The 19623-nt window shown below is 67.7% G+C and carries 16 protein-coding genes and 1 pseudogene; 5 read left to right on the top strand and 12 right to left on the bottom strand.

The features are described 5' to 3' along the window. The first annotated feature begins 23 nt into the window (after nt 1-23). The 4 genes from QI633_RS27410 to QI633_RS27395 are packed head-to-tail and all read left to right on the top strand — an operon-like array spanning nt 24 to nt 6491. Nucleotides 24-1967 carry a class I SAM-dependent DNA methyltransferase gene (locus tag QI633_RS27410; RefSeq protein WP_282429352.1) on the top strand — a complete coding sequence of 648 codons (1944 nt, stop codon included), beginning with the start codon at nt 24-26 and terminating at the stop codon, nt 1965-1967. After that, on the top strand, nt 1964-3163 hold the full coding sequence (locus QI633_RS27405) for a hypothetical protein (RefSeq protein WP_282429351.1): 1200 nt from the start codon (nt 1964-1966) through the stop codon (nt 3161-3163). The genes QI633_RS27410 and QI633_RS27405 overlap by 4 nt, the downstream gene beginning before the upstream one ends. Further along, nucleotides 3160-6279 (top strand): DEAD/DEAH box helicase family protein, encoded by a 3120-nt coding sequence (locus QI633_RS27400; RefSeq protein WP_282429350.1) that lies wholly within the window; start codon nt 3160-3162, stop codon nt 6277-6279. Before QI633_RS27405 ends, QI633_RS27400 begins: the two co-directional genes overlap by 4 nt. After that, nucleotides 6276-6491, top strand: coding sequence for a helix-turn-helix transcriptional regulator (locus QI633_RS27395; protein WP_218234971.1), 216 nt, complete (start codon nt 6276-6278; stop codon nt 6489-6491). Before QI633_RS27400 ends, QI633_RS27395 begins: the two co-directional genes overlap by 4 nt. A 51-nt stretch (nt 6492-6542) precedes the next feature. Here QI633_RS27395 and QI633_RS27390 read toward each other — a convergent pair whose 3' ends face one another. The 3 genes from QI633_RS27390 to QI633_RS27380 all read right to left on the bottom strand — a co-directional run bounded on the left by QI633_RS27390 (nt 6543) and on the right by QI633_RS27380 (nt 8307). Further along, nucleotides 6543-7022: a M48 family metalloprotease gene (locus tag QI633_RS27390; protein ID WP_282429349.1), complete on the bottom strand. Its 480-nt coding sequence runs from the start codon at nt 7020-7022 to the stop codon at nt 6543-6545. 203 nt (nt 7023-7225) lie between these two features. Continuing rightward, entirely contained in the window at nt 7226-7846 is a 621-nt protein-coding gene (locus QI633_RS27385) for a hypothetical protein (protein ID WP_135831092.1), read from the bottom strand. 23 nt (nt 7847-7869) lie between these two features. Then, complete coding sequence (locus tag QI633_RS27380; protein ID WP_188420896.1) at nt 7870-8307, bottom strand: hypothetical protein; 438 nt, start codon at nt 8305-8307, stop codon at nt 7870-7872. A gap of 462 nt (nt 8308-8769) precedes the next feature. Here QI633_RS27380 and QI633_RS27375 point away from each other — a divergent pair, with 462 nt between their 5' ends. Beyond that, a complete protein-coding gene (locus QI633_RS27375; RefSeq protein WP_121258328.1) occupies nt 8770-10137 on the top strand; it encodes an IS1380 family transposase in 1368 nt (455 codons plus the stop codon). Nucleotides 10138-10433: 296 nt separating this feature from the next. Here the strand turns inward: QI633_RS27375 and QI633_RS27370 are convergent, their stop codons facing one another. The 9 genes and pseudogenes from QI633_RS27370 to QI633_RS27605 form a co-directional block, all read right to left on the bottom strand. Continuing rightward, a complete protein-coding gene (locus QI633_RS27370; protein WP_282429348.1) occupies nt 10434-12737 on the bottom strand; it encodes a site-specific integrase in 2304 nt (767 codons plus the stop codon). A gap of 167 nt (nt 12738-12904) precedes the next feature. Next, nucleotides 12905-14053, bottom strand: a complete 1149-nt coding sequence (locus QI633_RS27365) for a site-specific integrase (protein WP_135831088.1) — start codon at nt 14051-14053, stop codon at nt 12905-12907. A gap of 113 nt (nt 14054-14166) precedes the next feature. Then, the gene (locus tag QI633_RS27360) at nt 14167-14589 is read right to left on the bottom strand and encodes a hypothetical protein (RefSeq protein WP_282429347.1); all 423 of its coding nucleotides are present in this window, start codon (nt 14587-14589) and stop codon (nt 14167-14169) included. Nucleotides 14590-14735: 146 nt separating this feature from the next. Beyond that, nucleotides 14736-15104, bottom strand: a complete 369-nt coding sequence (locus QI633_RS27355) for a hypothetical protein (protein ID WP_282429346.1) — start codon at nt 15102-15104, stop codon at nt 14736-14738. Then, a complete protein-coding gene (locus QI633_RS27350) occupies nt 15101-15799 on the bottom strand; it encodes a hypothetical protein (RefSeq protein WP_282429345.1) in 699 nt (232 codons plus the stop codon). Before QI633_RS27350 ends, QI633_RS27355 begins: the two co-directional genes overlap by 4 nt. Next, nucleotides 15796-17274, bottom strand: coding sequence for a TraM recognition domain-containing protein (locus QI633_RS27345; protein WP_282429344.1), 1479 nt, complete (start codon nt 17272-17274; stop codon nt 15796-15798). The genes QI633_RS27350 and QI633_RS27345 overlap by 4 nt, the downstream gene beginning before the upstream one ends. Next, a complete protein-coding gene (locus QI633_RS27340) occupies nt 17271-17873 on the bottom strand; it encodes a hypothetical protein (RefSeq protein WP_282429343.1) in 603 nt (200 codons plus the stop codon). The genes QI633_RS27345 and QI633_RS27340 overlap by 4 nt, the downstream gene beginning before the upstream one ends. Before the next feature lie 63 nt (nt 17874-17936). After that, nucleotides 17937-18449: a M23 family metallopeptidase gene (locus tag QI633_RS27335; RefSeq protein ID WP_282429418.1), complete on the bottom strand. Its 513-nt coding sequence runs from the start codon at nt 18447-18449 to the stop codon at nt 17937-17939. Between the two features lie 438 nt (nt 18450-18887). Continuing rightward, a pseudogene (locus QI633_RS27605) lies at nt 18888-19502 on the bottom strand (endonuclease/exonuclease/phosphatase family protein); the annotation flags it as partial. Nucleotides 19503-19623: the final 121 nt, after the last annotated feature.

The following is a 19623-nucleotide window of genomic DNA, read 5'->3' as shown; positions in this document are numbered from 1 at the left end:
CAGGGATCTAGGAACGGGTGAGCATGGCACAACCGGCGGCATCGACCACCACGACGGCACGTATCGTCTGGGACACCGCGGACAAGTTCCTGCGCAACGTCGTCGACGAGGAGGACTACGGCGACTTCATCCTGCCGTTCACCGTGCTGCGCCGGCTCGAGTGCATGCTGGCCGACACCAAGGACGAGGTCACCAAGTTCGTCGCCTCGCTGGGGGAGATGCCGCCGCACCTCATCGACATCGCGGTCAAGGACCGGTTCGGCCTCAGCTTCTACAACGTCTCGCCCCTTGACCTGAGGACGATCGCCTCGGTCGACGACAACGTGGCGAAGTCGCTGAAGTCCTACATCGACGGCTTCTCCAACAACATCGCCGACATCTGGGTCGCCTTCGACTTCAACCGTCGCGCGAAGATCCTCGCCGACTCGAACCGCCTCCACGCCGTCGTCAAGCACTTCTCGGTGCTGGACCTGTCGCCGGGCAGTCTGCCGAACACCGCGATGGGCGACGTCTTCGAGGACGTCATGTACCGCGCCTTCAACAAGAAGGGGAAGGCAGCCGGCAACTTCTACACGCCCCGCGACGCGATCAAGCTGATGGTCGACATTCTGATCACCAACGACGACGAGACGCTCGCCGGCGACAGCGCGCTCCGCTCGATCTACGACCCCACCGCCGGATCCGGCGGCATGTTGCTCGTCGCGCAGGAGGCCCTGCGGCGGATGAACGACAAGATCGACGTCACGCTGTACGGCCAGGAGCTGATGCCTTCGGCGTTCGGCCTCGGCAAGGCCGACCTGCTGATCCAGGGCGGAAGGCCGGACGCGATCAAGCAGGGCAACACGCTGGTCGAAGACCTCTACGAGGGACAGACCTTCGACTACGTCCTCTCGAATCCACCCTTCGGAACCGACTGGTCGGCCGACGAGAAGTCCGTCCGCGACCAGGCGAAGGTTCCGGGCTCGCGGTTCAGCCACGGCCTGCCCAGCACCACGGACGGTCAGATGCTGTTCCTGGCCCACTGCGCCTCGAAGCTGTCCCCTGCCTCGAAAAACGGCCAGGGTGGTCGAGCAGCCGTCGTCTCCAACGCCTCGCCGCTGTTCACAGCGGACAAGGGTCCCAGCGCGATCCGACAGTGGCTGCTCGAGGAGGACCTGATCGACGCGATCGTTGCTCTTCCCGCGGACATGTTCTACGGCACCGGCATCGCGACCTACGTCTGGTTCCTGGACACCAACAAGCCCGAGGAGCGTAGGGGCAAGGTCCAGCTGATCGACGGCTCTGGCCAGTGGTCACTACTTCGCCGACCCATGGGCGAGAAGCGACGTGAGATTGAGCGCCAACACCGGGAGACGATCGTTGAGGCGTACCAGGCGTTCGATCAGGCAGACCCCATGATCTCGCGCGTAATGACGCCCGAGGACTTCATGTTCCGCGACGTGCCGGTCTTCAAGCAGGCGAGGCTGGCCGCCCGATTTCGTGACGACGCCGTCGACACGCTTCGGGGGCGCAAGGATTTCACCGACGGACACATCGAGGTCCTCAGGCAGCTCGATGGCACGCCGTGGAACGACCTGCCCCAGAACTTCGCCACAGCGGCGAAGGCGGCGGGCCTCAAGAGCCCGGTTGGGCTCGTCGACGCCGTCATGGCTGCCATGGCCAGCGCCGACCCGGCAGCGCCTCCGGCGGTCGATCGTCGAGGCAAACCAGTCATCGCTGAGGGTTGGAAACTCACGGAGCGCATCCCGATGACCGAGGACGTCGACGAGCACATGAAGGGCGAAGTGTTGCCTTTCGCACCGGACGCCTGCTGGGATGCAACCAAGGCCAAGCATGGCAACGAGATTGCCTTCAAGCGGTTCTTCTACGTACCGACCCAGCCACGCCCTCTCGCCGAGATCGACGCCGATGTGTCACGGATCATGGGCGAGCTTTCGGCCATGTTTGCCGAGGTTCACGAGTCATGAAATCAGCCACCGGCTGGCGGTCGGTCCCCTTTTGGTCCCTGTACCGCCGCGACAAGAAGGTCGGCTTCCCGGCTGAGGAGCTCTTGTCGGTCTATCGCGACTACGGCGTCATCCGGAAGTCGGACCGGACCGACAACTGGAACCGCGCGGGCGAGGACCTGGCCGCCTATCAGCTCGTGGAACCCGGGGATCTCGTGCTGAACAAGATGAAGACCTGGCAGGGTTCGTTGGGCGTGTCGTCGCTGCGCGGGATCGTCTCCCCGGCGTACTTCGTCTACAAGCGGCAAACGGACGACGACCCGCGCTTCCTGCACTACACGCTGCGCTCGATGCACCACGTCCGGTACTACGCAAGCATCTCGAAGGGCATTCGTCCGAACCAGTGGGATCTCCAGCCGGAGATGCTCGACACCATGCGGGTCCACCTGCCGGACCTCGAAACGCAACGCGAGATCGCCGACAGTCTGGAGAAGGTCGACCGCATGATCGCGACGCTCGAAGAGCTGGCCGATGCGCTCCAGCAACGAACCACAGACACTGCGGCTGTCTTCGGTCTGAGCGACGACCAGTCTCGGCATGTCGAGGACGCGCATTCGCCTCTGGATGGGATTCCGGAGCACTGGGATCGTACGAAGTTCGGCTTTGACTTCTTCGAGAGCGCCGAGCGGAACGGCGACGATCCCCCAGGTCCACTGCTCTCGATCTCGGAGTACCGAGGGGTCGAGGTCAACACTAGGACCGATGGCCAGCAGGCGTCTGCAGACGTCTCGCACTATCGCGTGGTGCGACCGAACCAGCTCGCGGCGAACATGATGTGGCTCAACCATGGTGGGCTCGGTGTCTCGTCCCTGACTGGGTACATCAGTCCCGACTACAAGGCGTTCGACATCTCCCCGCGGTTCTACCCGCGCTACGTCCACCACCTCTTCCGGAGTCCGCGCTACATCGACTATTTCGCCACGATCGGCACCGGGGTCCGCCCGAACGCCCAGCGGGTCACCAAGACGTCGCTCGACATGACGCCTGTGCCGATGCCGCCCTTTGAGGAGCAGCGCCGGATCGGAGACCAACTCGACGGGGTAGCAGCCAGCATCGCCCGCATGCAGGAGAAGGTCTCAGCGCTTCGAGCGCTGCTCATCGAACGGCGCGGAGCGCTGATCACGAACATTCTCGCCGCAGAAGGAGTATCCGCGTGAGCCACGCACAGCTCATGGAACTCGAGTTCGAGACCAACCTCTGCACAGAGCTGTCGGAGCGCGGCTGGCTGTACGAGGACGACGGCAAGCCGACCGGCTGGGACGTCGGCCTCGCGATGGTGCCCGAGGACGTCCTGCACTGGCTCAGGACCCAGTACCCCGACGAGTACGAGAAGGCGGTGCCGGCGGACCTGGTCAACGGTCAGAAGACCGACGCCGAGAAGAAGCTGCTACTGCACGTCACCAAGGAGCTGGCGAAGGCGACCAAGATGGACGCCACGACGGGTCATCCCGTCGGCGGTCTGCTCGGCGTGCTGCGCAAGGGCTTCGCCTACGCCCAGATTGGACGCCCCGCCGCCAAGTTCGGCCCGATGATGGAGTTCCCGCCAGCTAACCCGAACCTCACTGAGGTCGTCGAGGCCGCGGATGCCGTGCGGCTGCGGATCCTGCGCCAGGTCCGGTTCGACACGACCAGCAACGACACGATCGACGTCGTCCTCACCGCCAACGGCATCCCGGTGGTGACGCTGGAGCTCAAAACCGACAACACGCAGACGGTGCGGCACGCGATCCGGCAGTACCGCGAGGACCGCAAGCCCGGCAAGAACCGTCCGCTGCTGGCACCGGGACGGGCGCTCGTGCACTTCGCGGTCTCCAACGACCTCGTCTACATGACCACCAAGCTCGAGGGAGGCGACACGGTCTTCCTACCCTTCAACCAGGGCAACGACGGCCACGAGGGCAACCCGCCGTCGGCGACGGGCTCGTCAACGAACTACCTGTGGCGCGAGATCCTCGCCCGGCCGATGTTCATGCGCATCCTCAAGGACTTCGCGCTGTTCGAGCCGAGCAAGACCGGCAAGAAGGACCAGGGCCGTCTCGTCTTCCCGCGATTCCACCAGCTACGAGCGGTCGAGCGCATCGTCGCCGACATCGAGGCCCACGGCACCGGGAGGCGCTACCTGGTCTGGCACTCGGCCGGCTCGGGCAAGACCAAGACGATCGCGTGGCTGAGTCACCGGCTGATCCGGCACATGAGTGCCGACTCGAAGTCGACCTTCGACTCGGTCATCGTCGTCACCGACCGCACGGTGCTCGACGAGAACATCCGCCACGACATGAACCTCGTCCAGTCCAGCCAGGGCCTGGTGGTGACGGTTGGGGAGAAGAAGTCGCAGGCGAAGTCGCCGCAGCTCAAGAAGGCGCTCCTGGACGGCGACCACATCGTCACCTGCACGCTGCAGACCTTCCCCGAGGTCATGAAGCTGATCGAGGACACCGAGGAGCTGCGGGGCCGCCGCTGGGCGGTTGTGGCCGACGAGGCCCACTCGTCGCAGTCCGGGTCGGCCGCGCGGCAGCTGAAGGAGCTCTTGGTCGACGTCGAGTTGGACGAGGACGAGGACATCAGCGCCGACGACCTGCTGGCCGCCAAGGACTCTGCGATCGCGGCGTCGAGCAACATCACCTTCGTGGCGCTCACGGCCACGCCGAAGGCGAAGACCCTGCGGCTGTTCGGCACGGAGCGGGACGGGCGCTGGGAGGCGTTCGACACCTACACGATGGCCCAGGCGATCGAGGAGGGCTTCATCCTCGACGTGCTGACCAACTACTCGACCTACGACATGTTCCTGCGGGTGAAGAACACGCTCGAGGGCGGCGAGGGCGAGGAGATCCAGGTCAACACCGGCGAGGCCGTCTCCAGGATCGTCAGGTTCGCGGTGCTGCACCCGACCGCCATCGCGCAGAAGGTGGTCGTCGTCGTCGAACACTTCCGGCGCAACGTCATGGGCATGCTCGGCGGCCAGGCCAAGGCCATGGTCGTCACGAGCTCCCGGATGGAGGCGCTGAACTGGTCGCGGAAGATGGACGACTACATCGCGTCCAAGGGCTACGACGACATGAGCACGCTCGTGGCGTTCTCCGGGACGCTGAAGGACGAGTCGGGCGAGGACGTCACTGAGATCTCGGTGAACGGCCACAGCGACGTCGCCCGGGCGTTCCGCGAGGAGGGCGTCTACAAGGTCCTCATCGTGGCGAACAAGTTCCAGACCGGCTTCGATGAGCCGCGGCTCATGGCGATGTACGTCGACAAGAAGCTGACCGGCGTCGCCACGGTACAGACGCTGTCGCGGCTGAACCGGATCTACCCGGGCAAGACAGCGCCGATGGTGGTCGACTTCCGCAACACCCCGGCCAGCGTCCAGAAGGACTTCCAGCTCTACTACTCCGACGCCCACGTGGACGGCGACGTCGACCCGAACGCGCTGTACACGCTCGGCGAGCGCATGGACGCGGCCGGGCTGTACGGCCAGGGCGACATGGACGCGGTCGCCGACGCGTTCCTGGCCGATGCCGGCGGCGAGGCCATTGCCAAAGCGCTCGCGCCGGTGAAGAACAACTGGACGACGCAGTGGCGCGAGGCTCGGCTGTCGAAGGACAAGGTCAATCGCGAGGCGCTCGAGCAGTTCCGCGCCGACGTGCTCGCCTACCGCAACGCCTGGCAGTTCCTGAGCCAGATCGTCGACTACCAGGACCCCGAGCTGCACCGCAGGGCGATCCTGGCGACGCTGCTCGCGCGCAACCTGCATGTCGACGGGAACGAGGGCGACGACAGCTACCTCGAGGGCGTCCAGCTCTCGGGCGTGAAGCTCGTGCCGTCGGCGATCAATGAGGATCACTCGCTGACCCAGGGCAGCACCGACGGGATCAAGCTCCCGGAGTTCGAGGGCGAGCGCAGAGGATCAGCCACGCCCGTCAAGGGCCCGCTGGACGAGGCCATCGAGCGGGTGAACGAGATGTTCAAGGCCAAAGGCGTGGAGGTTAATCCCGGCAGCGTCGCGGGCTTCATCACAACCTTCTGGGGATTCCTGGATGCCAACGAGGAGGCCGTGGCGATGGCGAAGAACAACACCGTGGCCCAACTGAAGGCGTCCCAGGGCTTCAGCAATGCCGTCGGCCTGGCCGTGCTGAAGACCTGCCAGGAGTCGCAGGAGATCCAGTCCTACATGACCGACCCGGCGTTCATCGCCGAGATTTCGAACATCGCCGCCGATGCGTTGCACTCCCGCCACCACGGCGGATCCGCTGGGGGCGAGTCGAACGGATCGCAGTCATGAGCGCCGATGAGCCCGTCCGCCCGCTTTTCGGCGAGATCATCCGGGAGGCCCGCAAGAAGCGCGGGTGGTCGCAGCAGGAGCTCGGGCAGGCCGCTGGGCTGTCACGCCCGACGATCGCACGGGTCGAAGCGGACAGCGACGTCACTACCGCCACCATCAGCAAGATCGCCCGAGCGCTCGGGCTTACCCTCGAGCTGACCGACCGCGGCTGACGCCCTCGGCTGGAAGTGGCCCCTCCTGCAGGACGCCGAGCCTGTCGGGGACTACATGTCGGTTGCCTCGCGGGCCAAGTGGCGGTGCATGGCGGCGAGCCGCGCCCGCGGCTCGGGGTGGCTGGCGAACCAGCGATGCTCAAGGCGTGCCCACGCGCGGCCGAGCACGCCAGCAGGCAGCTGGCGGACGACGTTGTCCTCGTAGAAACGCATCAGTTCGGCTGCGGCGGCCAGGTCGCGCGTCAGGCTGATGGCGAACAGGTCGGCGGCGATCTCCTCCCGGCGGTCGAACGTGGCGCGCAGGCCGAGGAACGCAACAGCGGCAGTCATCGTGGCCAGCATCGCCGGACCGGCCAGCTGCGGCACGGCCACGGCCGCGGTGACGGTGAGGCCGGCGCCGGTGAGCACGAGCACCAGGTAGCCGAGCACCCACGCGTAGCGCGCCGCGGCCGAGGTCCGATCACGTCGGATGACGTGGGCGAGCTCTTTTCTGCACCAAAGCGAACCGGCTGGCTCATCGCGGCCTATCACGTCACTCAGGTGTGCCGGGCGGCCCCGAACGTGCTAACCCGCACTGGATGGTTGGATCTCGCATCGAGATCCTATCTCGGGCTGGGCGTCTCTTGTCCGACCGATCGCAGCGTGCGTCCTGCTGCAAATTCCGCACGCGGGGGTCCATCCGCACTACGCCTAATAACTCCCATCTCGCATGTCGACGCAGCAGTTCCCAGACACTATTGAATCGAGGCGGCAAGATCCTTAATCGTCTTGATCTCTGGCCAGCCGTCGTCGCCGGGGGCGTACACGTTCGCCAACCCGGCGTCGGTCTCGATGAACAGACCCTGAGGTGCCGGTTCAAGGATGGGCTGGCCAGGATCGCCTTCTATGAACTGAACATCGGACGTGTATCCGAAGATCGCGACGTTATGGCCAACGGGAAGTCCTGCGCGGAAGGGTTCGACCCCGACGTTCTTTGCGCGGCGTACCACGAAGTACGTCAACTCGGCCGGCTCGCCTTTGGGTTCCTTCCAAACCTCTAGAGGTCGGACTCCTACAACAACTCCGCCTTGGCCGTCGAACTCGTTTCTGATCATCGCGAGCTCTACGGAGACCACCTCACCCATGATCGCGACGTCAGCGTCAGAAAGCATGTCCTTCGGTGTTTCGAACGGCTCGTACCGAGCCGAGGACGTGTCGCGTAGATGCGCGACCAGAGCAGCAGAAGGATCTGCGCGTTCCGAGTCCGCCACCGGCGAGTTCGCCTGTGAAGTGGCTTGAGTCTTCTCGTTCGAGCATGCCCCTACCCCGAAGAGCACGGCAATACTCAGCGTCGCGGCGAACCATCGCTTTGCCATGTCAACCGTCCCTTCTCGTTAGATCAGAACCACGGGTTGATGTGGTCATCGATGTGGTGAGCGCTATAGCGACGCCACTTGAGCGCGTTTGGTGGATTGGAGGTTGACACGTTCTCCATGCAGTCGTCCTGGGTCGAACCGTGCGACAGGCCTGCGGTGTGCCCGAACTCATGGCACGTTGTTATGGTCTGATCGATCTCGTCGTCCACCCCTTGATTGACCGTTGCCAAGTCGACGCGGACGTAATTCTGGTCGCACTGATTTGTCGGAGGGTCGCTTTCGTAGTCGTCGCAGTCGGTCCACGCGAGTGCCCCAGATGCGATATTCCCCTGAGTCCACACCACATCCGTCTCGCCCGCGCCCGTCAACTGGCAGGTCGAACTGTAATTGACGTTAACCTGCGTGGGATCAAGTGCGTTCCATGCTGCGGCGTCGATGTTCTCCTCGAGGTCAGCAGACACGGAACTCCCCAGACAATACGAGTGCGGATCCTCATCGGGGTGCGCACCAGTGTTGCCGTCTTGGGAACCTCACTCGTCAGCCATGGCTGGAGCAACGACGAGAAATCCTAGGCAGACAACGGCTGCCGAGCCGAGACAGAGACTACGCATTCTCAATGACCGCACTGGCGGACCCTCCCTCGCAACGACGCTTCGACCGACGCCATCGGATTCGCTCTTGGCCGATCGATAGCGACTCTACACCAGTGTGACGCGTGTCACTCTCGGCTGGTTCCGGGGTTGACACTGGATCCCATCGCGCGGAGTTCGAGACTCTCCCGCAGCTTCATGCGCCGCCTCAGCCTGAATCCACCGTTGGGGGCGTCGGGGTGAGCGTGGCGTAGAACGAGAATGCCCTTGCTGGGCGGGAGAATCGGAGTTCTCACACAACCGTTTCGCCACCGAGCAAGGGACACCTCGTAAGTGCAACCTTCCCACAAGGTCCGGCCCGTGTTCGATGACCCCAACCTGGTGTCGTCGGCTGGTCTGGTTCCCGCGCTGCGGCTGGCCGAGTCCGCTGGCCTGTACGACCTTCTCGCCGGGGTGACGGTGCCCTCGCCGAACGCGTCGGCGAAGGCGGCGTGTGTGGTGGGCGGGATGCTGGCCGGTGCGGACTCGATCGACGACATGGACCTGCTGCGGCACGGCGGCATGACTCGGTTGTTCGGCGGGGTCCGGGCGCCCTCGACGCTGGGGACGTTCCTGCGCTCGTTCACCCACGGACACGTCCAGCAGCTCGACGCTGTCAACGCCGCCTTGCTGGCGGGGCTGACCGAGCGGGTCCCGGGGCTGCTTGCCGGTGGAGACGGGTTCGCCACGGTCGACCTCGACGACACCGTCCGCGAGGTCCACGGCCACGCCAAGCAGGGCGCCGCGTTCGGATACACCCGGCAGCGGGGCCTCAACATCCAGCTCGCCACGATCTCGACGCCGCTGGCCGCGCCGGTGATCGCCCGGGCGAGGCTGCGGTCGGGGAACACCGCCTCGGCCAAAGGTGCGGGACGGCTGCTGGCCCAGGCCATCACCACCGCTCGTGCTGCCGGGGTGAGCGGGCAGATCCTCGCGCGAGCGGACTCGGCCTACTACGGGTGGGCGTTCGTCGGCACCGCCCTGCGGCACAAGGCGTGGTTCTCGGTGACCGCGCGGATGACCAAGACCGTCACCCGCGCGATCACCGCCATCCCCGCCGGAGCCTGGAGGCCGATCGAGTACCCGAACGCGGTGTTCGACGAGACCGAACAGCGTTGGGTCTCCGACGCAGAGGTCGCCGAGATCGGCTTCACCGCGTTCACCGGCCGCCGCAAGGCCGAGCACGTCACCTGCCGCCTCGTGGTGCGCCGCGTCAAACGACTCCAGCCACTGGCCTCCGACGGCACCGCGCAGGGTGAGCTGTTCGCTGCCTACCGCCACCACGCCTTCATCACCAACACCACGCTGCCGACGGTGGAGGCCGACCAGCATCACCGCGACCACGCCATCGTCGAGCAGGTCATCGCCGAGCTCAAGGACAACGCCTTGGCCCACCTACCGTCGGGGAAGTACACCGCGAACGCTGCCTGGGTCGCGCTCGCGGTCACCGCGTTCAACCTCGCCCGCGCCACCGGCGTCGCCGCATCGCTGCACCGCGCACGATGGGCCACCCTGCGCAAGAAGCTCATCGACGTCCCGGGCCGCATCGCGGCCACCGCCCGCCGGCTCGACCTGCACCTCCCCCTCGGCTGGCCATGGGCATCCGCCTGGGAAGCACTGTGGGCGACCGCGACCGGCCCACCAGCCCCAATCACGACCTGACCACCCAGCCCGCCCGGGCGTCACCCAGAACCACGTGGAAGAGCCGGACAGACCGGCGGCCACCCCCTGCCCAGCCACGCCCCAGGCCTCTCAAGCGCCGTTCAGGGCCGACGAGAAATCATCCATGGTGGATCCGGGCTCAGCCGATCGACGACTGGGCCTCGGAGCGATCGCCACGCGGCAACGAGCGCGACCGCGATGGACTTCGCGTCGTCGGCTAGAACGGCGGTCATGGGGCGACACCCACCCCGGGTCTCCGCGGCCTGTTCGTGGCCTGACGGCGAGAGAGCTTCGCCTTACGCATCCGGCGACGGGTCGAGTCGGCTCCGGACGGTGGGCAGGCCGAGGTTGGTGGCGGTGCGCTGCATCTGGGTGAGTTTCTGTTCGGCGGCGGCGCGGCTGGTTCGCAGGCCGTCGACCTCGCCGAGCCAGCCCCGATTGCTGGCCTCGGCGATCCGGCCGTCGAGGCTGTCGATGATCTGCTGAAGCCGTTGGTGCTGTGCGGGGTCGGGACGGAGCATGGGGCAGCGGATGCAGGCGTGTTCGTGTTGGCAGCCGGTGCCGTAGGCACGCCCGCAGGTGCCGAGTTCGAGTTTGCGTTGGGCGAAGTGGCCGAGGAACTCGTCCCATTCGCTGTCGGTGGGTTCGCGGTACTCCTGAGACGGCCGCAGTGCTCGCCGGCGGGCGATGTAGGCACGGTGGTGCTCGATCACGTCCTGGTCGTAGACCGCCGCATAGGTCTGGGTCGTCGCGATCGAGTCGTGGCCCAGGATCTTGGCGGTGATGTGCACGGGCAGGCCGGACGCTACGGCCTCGGTGGCGAAGATCCTTCGGAAGTCGTGGGGGCTGAACTTGGCCGGTGTGCCGCCGTTGTTGGTGATCTTCGCGGTGGTGACCAGCTCGTCGAGCAGCTTGATGACGTAGGAGGAGCTCATCGCGGTCCTGCCTATCCCATAGGGCCGTTGAAACAAGTACGGAAGCTCGGGGCTGTGCACGCGTTCGGCGCTGTCGTAGCGGCTGACCAGCGGCAGCTGCTCGTTGTCGCCGCGGACGTGGGAGATGATCTCGGCGAACGCCACTGCGAGCTCGGGGCCGATGACCAAGAGCCGCTCCTTGTCGGTCTTGGACGGGGTGATCTGCAGCATCGGGATCACCTCACCAGTCGAGGGCAGCCGGTAGGACACGAAGGAACGGTGGGTGATCTCGAGGACTTCCTCGATGCGTGCCCCGGTGTGACGCAGCACCTCGACCAGCGCCCACGCCCAGAACGCCCGGTCGGCCTCAAGGCTTAGGTTCCGGCGATTGTCCTGCGGCCGGTCGCTGGTGCCGCCGGACTCCGGATTGTCGACGTAAACGTGGCCACGACTGACCTTCCGGCCGCGGCTCCCGTCGTCGCTCAGGGTCGCTCGTCGTAGCGTGTGACCATCCTGGGTGAACGACTGGCCGGGCGGGGTCGCTGCGGCGGCATCGTGCAGTTCCTTGGCTGCCGCTCGGGTGTCGCTGGCTGCGTCGACGAGCCGTGGAAGTAGGGGCGCGAGTTCCCGGATGCGCTGGTGGGTGCGCGACCGCGACTGCTTGAGCATCTTGGTCATGCCGGCCAGGTCGCGGGAGTTGACCGGGGAGGGTGCGGCCCAGGTGGCCCATCGGGCGGAGTCCTCCAGCGCCCAGTGGGAGAGGTCGGCGTAGAAAGCACGGACGGCCATGAGGATCGTGTAGGGGTCCTCGCGCTTCTTCCCGACGCGGTTGCTGCCGTACAGCACCGGGCCGCTGAGCCTGGTCTTCCAGCGACGCGCGACCTCGTCGGTCAGGTGCAGGGACTCGATGCCGGGCTCGTGGATCTCCAGGTCGCGCCAGAACAAGAGGACGAGCTTGGCCGCGAGGTAGCGGATGGAGTTGTAGTCCATCGCGGCACGGCGTTCGTAGAGGTAGGCGACGAACAGGTCTCTGACCGGACGGCACACGACGTCGTAGCGGTCGACCATCTCCTCGATCGTCAACTGCCCTCGCCGTGACGCGGCGAAGATGGTCGGCGGGCTGTCGGCCGGCAGGATCGCGGCCTCCCGGAGCAGCGTGTACCAGCGGGGGTGAGACCGGCCACGGTAGCCGTCTTGCGCACGGTGGGCCTCGATGCAGTCCGGCAGGGTGATGTCGCCCAACGTGCCGCCGTTGTGGACCAGCATCCTGGTGAGCTGGTTCAACGCCTGGCGCCGGTCGCTCGGCAGCATCCGCGCATCCGCGTCGCAAAGACGCTCCATGTCGGCGAACCCCGCGGGATCACGCAGCGTCCGGAGCCGTTCGTAGAGTCTGGGTGTGGCCTGGGTCGCGTAGAGCCAGGAGTAGTCGGGACGGATCACGTCCAGCAGCAGGAGCCTGCCCGCAGCAGCGACAAGGTGCCCGTGTCTGTCGGGCTCGGCGGCCAAGGCGGTCCAGTCCCTTCCGGCTGCGTCCGCACCGGAGGCGTGCCACCGTTGCTGCCACGACTCCCCGGGGAACCTCAGCAGCCAACCGAGGAGGGTTTCCGCGAACAACACCTGGCTGCGGATCTGCTTCGACAACGTGGTGCCGTTCGCGGATTCCAGGTCGCGGACCGCGGCGAGCAACTCCTCATAGCTCATCTGGGAGGCGGCCCACACTGTCGGCCGGGCGATCGCCGGCGTCGGAAGCGTCGGGGTCGGCGCCTTGGGGCGTAGGCCACCGTTGTTGGCGGGCACGTTGCGCGACGGGCGCGCGGCCTTCTGAAGGTGGGCGACCGGGTCGATGTGGTCGCTCATGGCCGTGTCCCGCCGAACAGCACCGCCAGCACCTCGGCGGAGTATCCCGCCGTGTCCACAGGCGGTGGTGGTGTGGACGGCCGTTCAACCCGGTCGCGGTGATGGGCCAGCACGCGGGCGACGACCTCTTCCTCCCGCGGACGCAGATAGAGCTGGGTCGTGGTGATGTGGGCGTGGCCCAGCACCCACTGCACATCGGTCAACGACATGGCGGGGTCGTCGACCATCCGCTGAGCGGCGGTGTGCCTCAGGTCGTGCAGCGTCCAGGCCGTGCCCAGCGACTCGTTCGCCCGTTGCAGCATTCGCCGGGCTGCCGAGTAGGTCAGCGGGCGCACCGGACGTCGCCGGGTCAGCCACAACGCCTGCTCGCCGGCCGGACGCTCGGTCTGCTGCTCGTAGAGCCGAAGCCACACGAACGCATCCGCGGAGGCGGGTAGCCACTGCAACCGGCCCGAGCCCTTCCGACGTACGCCGATGCGCTGGTCGCCGGGATTCACGAGGTCCACGGTGACGCCGAGGAGTTCAGAGGCGCGGGCACCGGTCGAGACGTAGAACGCCAGCAGGGCACGGTCCCGGTCCGAGCGCAACGTAGCGAACAGCTCGTCGAAGAGCCCGTCGGGCAGGTGGCGAGGAATCCGCTCAGGCATCTTCTGCCGCAGTGGCGCCCGCGGTCCTGGCGCGAAGGGCTGCATCGGATTGTGATGCGCTTGGGACCTCCGTCCGGCTCGATGGACGGCGTCGGGGACCGGGTTGACCAGTGGCCCGTCGCCGGCGCGGGTCCGGTCGGCGTAGAACATCTTGACCACCGCGAGGGCGTGGTTGATCGTCGCCGGCGCGTACCCGCCCGGCCGGCCTGCTGGGCCCACCAGCCGCATCCACAACACGAAGTCGCGTGCCTCGATCCGGCCCGCGCGCTGCCAAGGCACCTCGATGACAGCCAGGAACCGCCACCAACGCAGCAGCGCCAGGCCATAGGACCGCAGCGAACTGAAGCTCGCGCCGCAGGCCACCATCGTGGCGAAGAACTCGCTGACCTCTTCGACCGGCTCGCCAGTCGCATCCAGCAGCACCGTGCCCGGCGCCGCGTCGATGCTGGCCACGGCGCCGATGGTCGGGACGACCAAAGCCGTCACGTCACGCTCCATCCCAGATGTCCTTCCGCTCGTCGTCGCGACGAACGGCAGCACGCAAAGCCTCGGGAACGGCGGACATCCCCATCGACCGGCGAGTCGTGCCGCACTGGTCGCCCGGGGACGGCTCAGGACACTCCAGTTGGTGCGGTCAATAGGTCGTGCGCAGCCAGGCTCTCTACCGCGGCGCTGCTGAGCCCGGTGAGTGCGACCTGCGCGAACACCACGGTGGCCGGGTGTCCTGCGCGGAAGCGGGTCACGGCCAGTCCGCCGTCACCCACGCCTCGGTCGGCGTCACTGGTGGGCGCACCGAGGATCGCGACGACGTCGGTGGCGGGCGCTGCCACCTTCGCGCGCTCAGCGACGGCCGCCATCGCCGCGGCGGCCCGCCGTTGCAGTGCCTGGTCGACCGGCTCGGCGGCACGGCGGGTGCGCCAGGTCTGCGACCAGGTGGCCAGGACCTTGGCCAGCGCCCCGACCACCACGACTGCGCCGCCCAGATAGGCGATCGCCACGACGATGAGGAGCGCGTTGGCCGCCGCGTCGGACATGGTCTACGCCTTGCCGGCCGCGACGTCGGGATCGCTCAGAATCGCTCTGACACAACGCCGGCTCGCCGCGGTGCTCATCAGACCCGGTTTCCGGTCGCTCAGCGGCTTTCTGAGCCCGATTCGCGCATCGAGCGGGGCCTTCGGCGTCATCTCGACGCGCTGGGAGCGAGTCCCACATCGGGCGCCGACGTCGCCGGCGCGATGGCACGGTCCTCGGCCGCGCGGCCCCGGGCGGCTGTCGCAGGCTCCTCGAGGTCGCCGGCCGCGTCGACCATCTGGCGGTGCTCCTCGGTGCTGGGGACGCCGTAGCGGCGCTCGGCCATCGCCTCGACCTGCGCCACGGCGTTCCACACGTACTCGCCGGAGCCGTGGGAGTAGCAGGCGTTGAGGTGCTCGCGCGCGTGCCCGAGCTCCTTCTTGCTCGAGCGTGGGTGCTCGCCGAGGGCCTTGAGAGCGCGCTGTGCGCGACCAATGGCCTCCGACCGCTCCTTCATCTGCATCGTCGCCTCGCTCATTCGCGCGGTCCCTTCTCAGTTCGGGTGCGCGGCTGCGCACCGAGCGGGTCTTCCTTGATCTCGCCGGTGTCCAGGTCGACCTCGACCAGGCGCGGTCGACCAGTCGGCTCGGGCTGCTCGTAGGCGCGCCGGTTGACGGGCAGTGCGTCGACGTCGTGGGCGAAGGCGTTCTCACGCCGCTGGGTACTGGCCTCGCCCAGGTGCTCGTTGTGCCGCGGCCTGGCCGGCCAGCTCTTGTGCTCGTCGTCGCAGTGGGTCCGCAGCCGGTTGCGCATGCGGTCGGCGAACGCCGGCAGGCAGTAGCGGTGCCACTCCTCGAGGGCGTCACTGGTCATCGCGAGTCCGGCGCGGCGGCGCTGGTCGGCCAGGACCGCGATCTCGTGGACCAGGTGCGGGTGCACGGGCCAGCAGCTGGGAATCAGTCCGGAGACGTCCCAGGTGTACTCGCGGTTGAGCCAGATCACGACGTCCTCGAGCCACTCCCACAGCTGGTGGCGCAGCTCGGGGTCCAGGCACGTGGCCGGCTCCCAGGGCCGGGGCAGCAGGGCGTGGTTGCCCAGGGCCTTCTTCTGCTCCTCGGTGCCGTTGATGGCGATGTGGAGCTCGCGGTAGGCCAGCCGGACGTGCTCCCCCGGCACGGGGAACGCGTAGACCATCGGGGTAGGTGCGGCCCGTCGGGCCTGCTCGGTCGTCACAGCTCACTCCTTGTCGATTCGGTCTCGTCGTCGACGAAGCCGAGGCGACGCGCCTCGACGAGGGCGGCGGTCGTCCGGGCCTCGGGGGTGATGACCATGCGGCGGTCGTTGGTCAACCGCGCCCGCAGGGCCCGCTGGTCGGCCAGCAGCTTCTCGCCGGCCTTGCCCTCCACGCAGCGGTGCAGCTTGGCGATGATCGGCTTGCCGTTCTCGGCGATCACCAGGGCTCGCCGCTCGGGGAGCTGGCGGACCTCCTCGGGCCGCATGATCGGGATGTCGTCGCCGGAGAAGTTGCGGCTACCGCCGTTGAACCCGCCGGTCGAGTGGGTGACCCGGCCGATGCGCACCGTTCCGAGCAGGTCGGAGATCTCCTGGTTGAACGCGACGTCCTTGGATCCACCGAACATCACCAGGGTGTTGGTGAGGCCGAGCAGCGCCCGGGCCTCGTGCTCGCCGAAGATGCTGGTCAGCTGAGGCCGGGTCTGGGCGGCCCAGATGAACGACAGCCCCAAGGCACGCTCGTTGGCCATCCGGGTCCGCAGGGTCGGCAGCGGCGCGGTCGACGGCAGCTCGTCGAGCACCGAGACCAGCGGTGGACACAGCCGGCCACCCCACGGGGAGTTGTTGGCCAGCAGCAGCCCGGTGTCCAAGACGTGCTCGGCCACCGCGGTCATGAGCGGGCTGGCCGAGGCGTAGGGGTCTTCGCGGCCCAGCAGGTAGATGGTGCCGCGGCGGCGGATCACGTCGGCCAGGTCGGTGGCCGGGTGCCCGGGGCTGGGTACGCAGCGGCGGCGGATGTCGGCCTGGAAGAACAGCGACACCGCCTGCTGCACGGTGGTGACGGTGTTGCCGGCGGTGCGGTCGTCACCGTTGAGCGCACCGTGCAGCAGGCCGTGCCAGAACGGCTCGGCGTGCGGGTGCCGGCGCAGGATCTCCATCGGCTGGGTGGCCGCGGTCGGGTTCGCGACCCACTGCAGCACGTCCTCGAGGGTCTTGCCGGTCAGCGCCGCGGCGTGGAAGTAGCCCTGCAGCACCTTCGCGGACTCCGCGGCGTAGAAGCGGGCGGCGTCGTCGCCGGTGCCGCCGGTGATCGCGCCCTTGACGGTGCCTGCGGTGAAGGCCTTGGCTCGCCGCTCGGCGACCTTGGGGTCCACGCAGCCGGCGATCGGATCCCAGATCAGCTCGTCGATGACACCCTCGGCCAGCCCGAACGGGTCGAGCACCACGCATGGCCGGTCGCCGCGGGAACGTTCGGTGAGGCTGAGTAGCAGGTCCTCGACCTTCGTCAAGGTCACCAGGGCAGCGCCCGGGGCGCCGAGCAGCGCCGGGGTGAGCAGGTCGAGGGTCTTGCCGGATCCCTGCGGGCCGATCACGCCGGCGGTGCGGTCCCACGGCACCCACAGCTCGCCGCCGCGCGGCTCGTGTGCGTCGCCGATGCGCCAACCCACGTCCAGCGGGTTGAACCTCAGCTTCATCGCTCCTCCTTCGTACGGCGGCCGTCCAGGAGCCACGGGCTGAGCCCGTGGCCGAGCTGTGGCCCGGGTTGTTCGGTGAGGTCGCCGGCGGAGCGCTGGACCGGTGCCGCCGGGGCGGTGCCGTGCTTGCCATAGAGGTCGGGGCGGACGATGCCGGCGACCTTGCGCAGCCGCGTGACTCCGAGCAGCTTCTCGGCCTCGGCGGCGGTGGCCATGCCGCGCATGCGGCCCGGGCCCCAGCGCTGGTAGGCCCACACGCCGACCCAGATCGTGGCGGTCAGCAGCGCGGCCTCGGTGAGCGCGAGGCTGACCCACACCAGACCACGACCAGCCAGTCCGTCGGGAGTGGGTGTGGGCAGTCCGGCGTCGGCGTGGCCGCCGAGCACGCCCGGGAGGCTGGTCCAGAAGGCGGTCCCGATCGGGGAGGGGAACGCGCCGGCGTTGGCGTCCGGCCAGGTCCACCCGGCGCCGGCGAGCAGGTTAGCGACCGATCGGCCCAGCTGGATGCCGATGACGATGACGAACAGCGTCGCCAGGGCGACGGCGACAGGGATCTCCCAGGTCCGGGGGTACGGATCGCGTCGGCGCTCTCTCTGCATGGATTCACCTCGTGGTCGAAAGTTCTGGCTGGTCACCTATGTGCCGAGAGGACCCGGCAGCGATCAGACGGAGCGGGTCGGCTTTGAGGCGTTCTCAGCCAGCCAGGTCGAGGGGTCGACGTTGTCGGGGCCGTAGATCGAGCCGTTCTTGAGGTGGACCTCGAAGTGGAGGTGGCAACCGCTCCCGTTGCCCTCCTTGCCGACCTGGCCGATCGGCTCGCCGGCGGCGACCGTCTGGCCGCGGCTGACGCTGACGCTCTGCATGTGTGCGTACCAGGTGGTCAGCGAGCCGGGTCCGGTGGTGACCTTGACCAGCTGCGGGCCGGCCCAGCCCTGGCTGGTGTCGATCTCGATGGTGCCGGCGTACGCGGCGTAGACCGTCGTGCCGCAGGGCGCGGAGAAGTCGGTCCCGGTGTGCCAGTTGGACCAGTAGGGGCCGGTGTCGTGCCAGTTCTTCCGGTCCGCTCCGATGTACTGCGCGGGAACCGGGTAGACCACCTCGTCGCAGGATGCGCCGTCGAGCCCGATCGGGGTGACCTTGGCGTCGGGCAGCACGTTGATGTGCGGGTGGTCCATGTGGTTCGCGGTGGCCGAGCCTCGGTCCTCCATCCGCCGCCAGCCCTCGTCGGCACGCGCGACCGACCAGATGCGCTGGTACCAGATGATGTAGTCGATCCCGAGCTCGCGAGCGTGGGCCTGCGCGTACGCCACGAGCGCGTCTCCTTGGGCCTTGCCGGCGGGCGTGAGCGGGACCATGAAGTCGGCCGCGAGCCCGGCCGGGTGGCCGTTGGGGTCGGTGGCGCTCTCGCGGTAGCCGCCGACGGTCTTGATGTCGAACATCGGGCCGAGGATGTTGACCAGCTGCGTCAGCTGCGGCTTGACCGGGCCGAGGTTGTAGTTGGTCGCCTGCGCGACCGCGCAGCCCGCGCTGCTGCCGGCGGTGGTGGCGACCACCAGCGGGTGGTCGGCGATCTTGCTGGCCTGCGTGCTGTTGTCAACCTCGGCGCTGGCCCAGGTGAGGTTGGCGCCGTAGATGTGGTCGATCGGCGCGTCCTTCTTGGGCTTCTTGCAGGGCTCTGCCGATCCACCGAAGGCGTTGGTGAGTTCGGGGGTGAGCGCGCAGTGTGAGGAGTTGCTGCCGTCCTTGCCGTCGTTGAAGTCGCCCAGGATCACCGCCGGGACCCCGGTGCCGGCGACGTCGGTCATGGTGGCCAGCTGGCGTCGCAGCGCTTCCTTGCGGTGCGCGGCGGCGTCCCCGTGGGTGTTGGCCGGGTTGTGGATGCTCCACACCCAGATGACCTGGCCGGTGGTGGTCGACGTCAGCTGCACCAGGGGCATGCCGACGTCCTTGCCACCGAAGTAGGGGATGTCGACGAGCCGGCCGTCGGTCTGCTTCCACTCGTTGCGGTCCCAGATGACCCGGTTCTGTGCCTTCCCGCTGGCCGGGTAGATCCCCCACTTGGCCGCGTACTGGTTCTCCAGCGCCTGGGCCTGCGGGCCGTGCACCTCCTGGAGGCCGGCGATCGTGACACCTGCGTTCTCGATCGTGCGCATGGCGCCGGGCAGTCGCTTGTCCCAGGTGTCGTAGCCGGGCCGCTCCCCCGCCTTGTCGGTGTGGCCGGCGCCGAGCAGGTTGAGGGTGCCGACGGTGACCGGGTTGACGGTCTCGCCCTGACAGTTGGCCACGTTCGTGGTGGAGCCGTCGTCGGGCAGGTCGGGCAGGTCGCCGCCGAGCAGGTCAGTGATGTCG

This window comes from Nocardioides sp. QY071, from assembly GCF_029961765.1.
Classification (GTDB): domain Bacteria; phylum Actinomycetota; class Actinomycetes; order Propionibacteriales; family Nocardioidaceae; genus Nocardioides.
This window is presented reverse-complemented; position numbering and strand designations above follow the sequence as displayed.

Coding starts and splice junctions, on each gene's coding strand:
- QI633_RS27360 (WP_282429347.1), bottom strand. CDS start 14,589: ATGTCCGACGCGGCGGCCAACGCGCTCCTCATCGTCGTGGCGATCGCC.
- QI633_RS27395 (WP_218234971.1), top strand. CDS start 6,276: ATGAGCGCCGATGAGCCCGTCCGCCCGCTTTTCGGCGAGATCATCCGG.
- QI633_RS27345 (WP_282429344.1), bottom strand. CDS start 17,274: ATGAAGCTGAGGTTCAACCCGCTGGACGTGGGTTGGCGCATCGGCGAC.
- QI633_RS27335 (WP_282429418.1), bottom strand. CDS start 18,449: ATGGACCACCCGCACATCAACGTGCTGCCCGACGCCAAGGTCACCCCG.
- QI633_RS27385 (WP_135831092.1), bottom strand. CDS start 7,846: ATGGCAAAGCGATGGTTCGCCGCGACGCTGAGTATTGCCGTGCTCTTC.
- QI633_RS27405 (WP_282429351.1), top strand. CDS start 1,964: ATGAAATCAGCCACCGGCTGGCGGTCGGTCCCCTTTTGGTCCCTGTAC.
- QI633_RS27340 (WP_282429343.1), bottom strand. CDS start 17,873: ATGCAGAGAGAGCGCCGACGCGATCCGTACCCCCGGACCTGGGAGATC.
- QI633_RS27410 (WP_282429352.1), top strand. CDS start 24: ATGGCACAACCGGCGGCATCGACCACCACGACGGCACGTATCGTCTGG.
- QI633_RS27355 (WP_282429346.1), bottom strand. CDS start 15,104: ATGAGCGAGGCGACGATGCAGATGAAGGAGCGGTCGGAGGCCATTGGT.
- QI633_RS27365 (WP_135831088.1), bottom strand. CDS start 14,053: ATGGAGCGTGACGTGACGGCTTTGGTCGTCCCGACCATCGGCGCCGTG.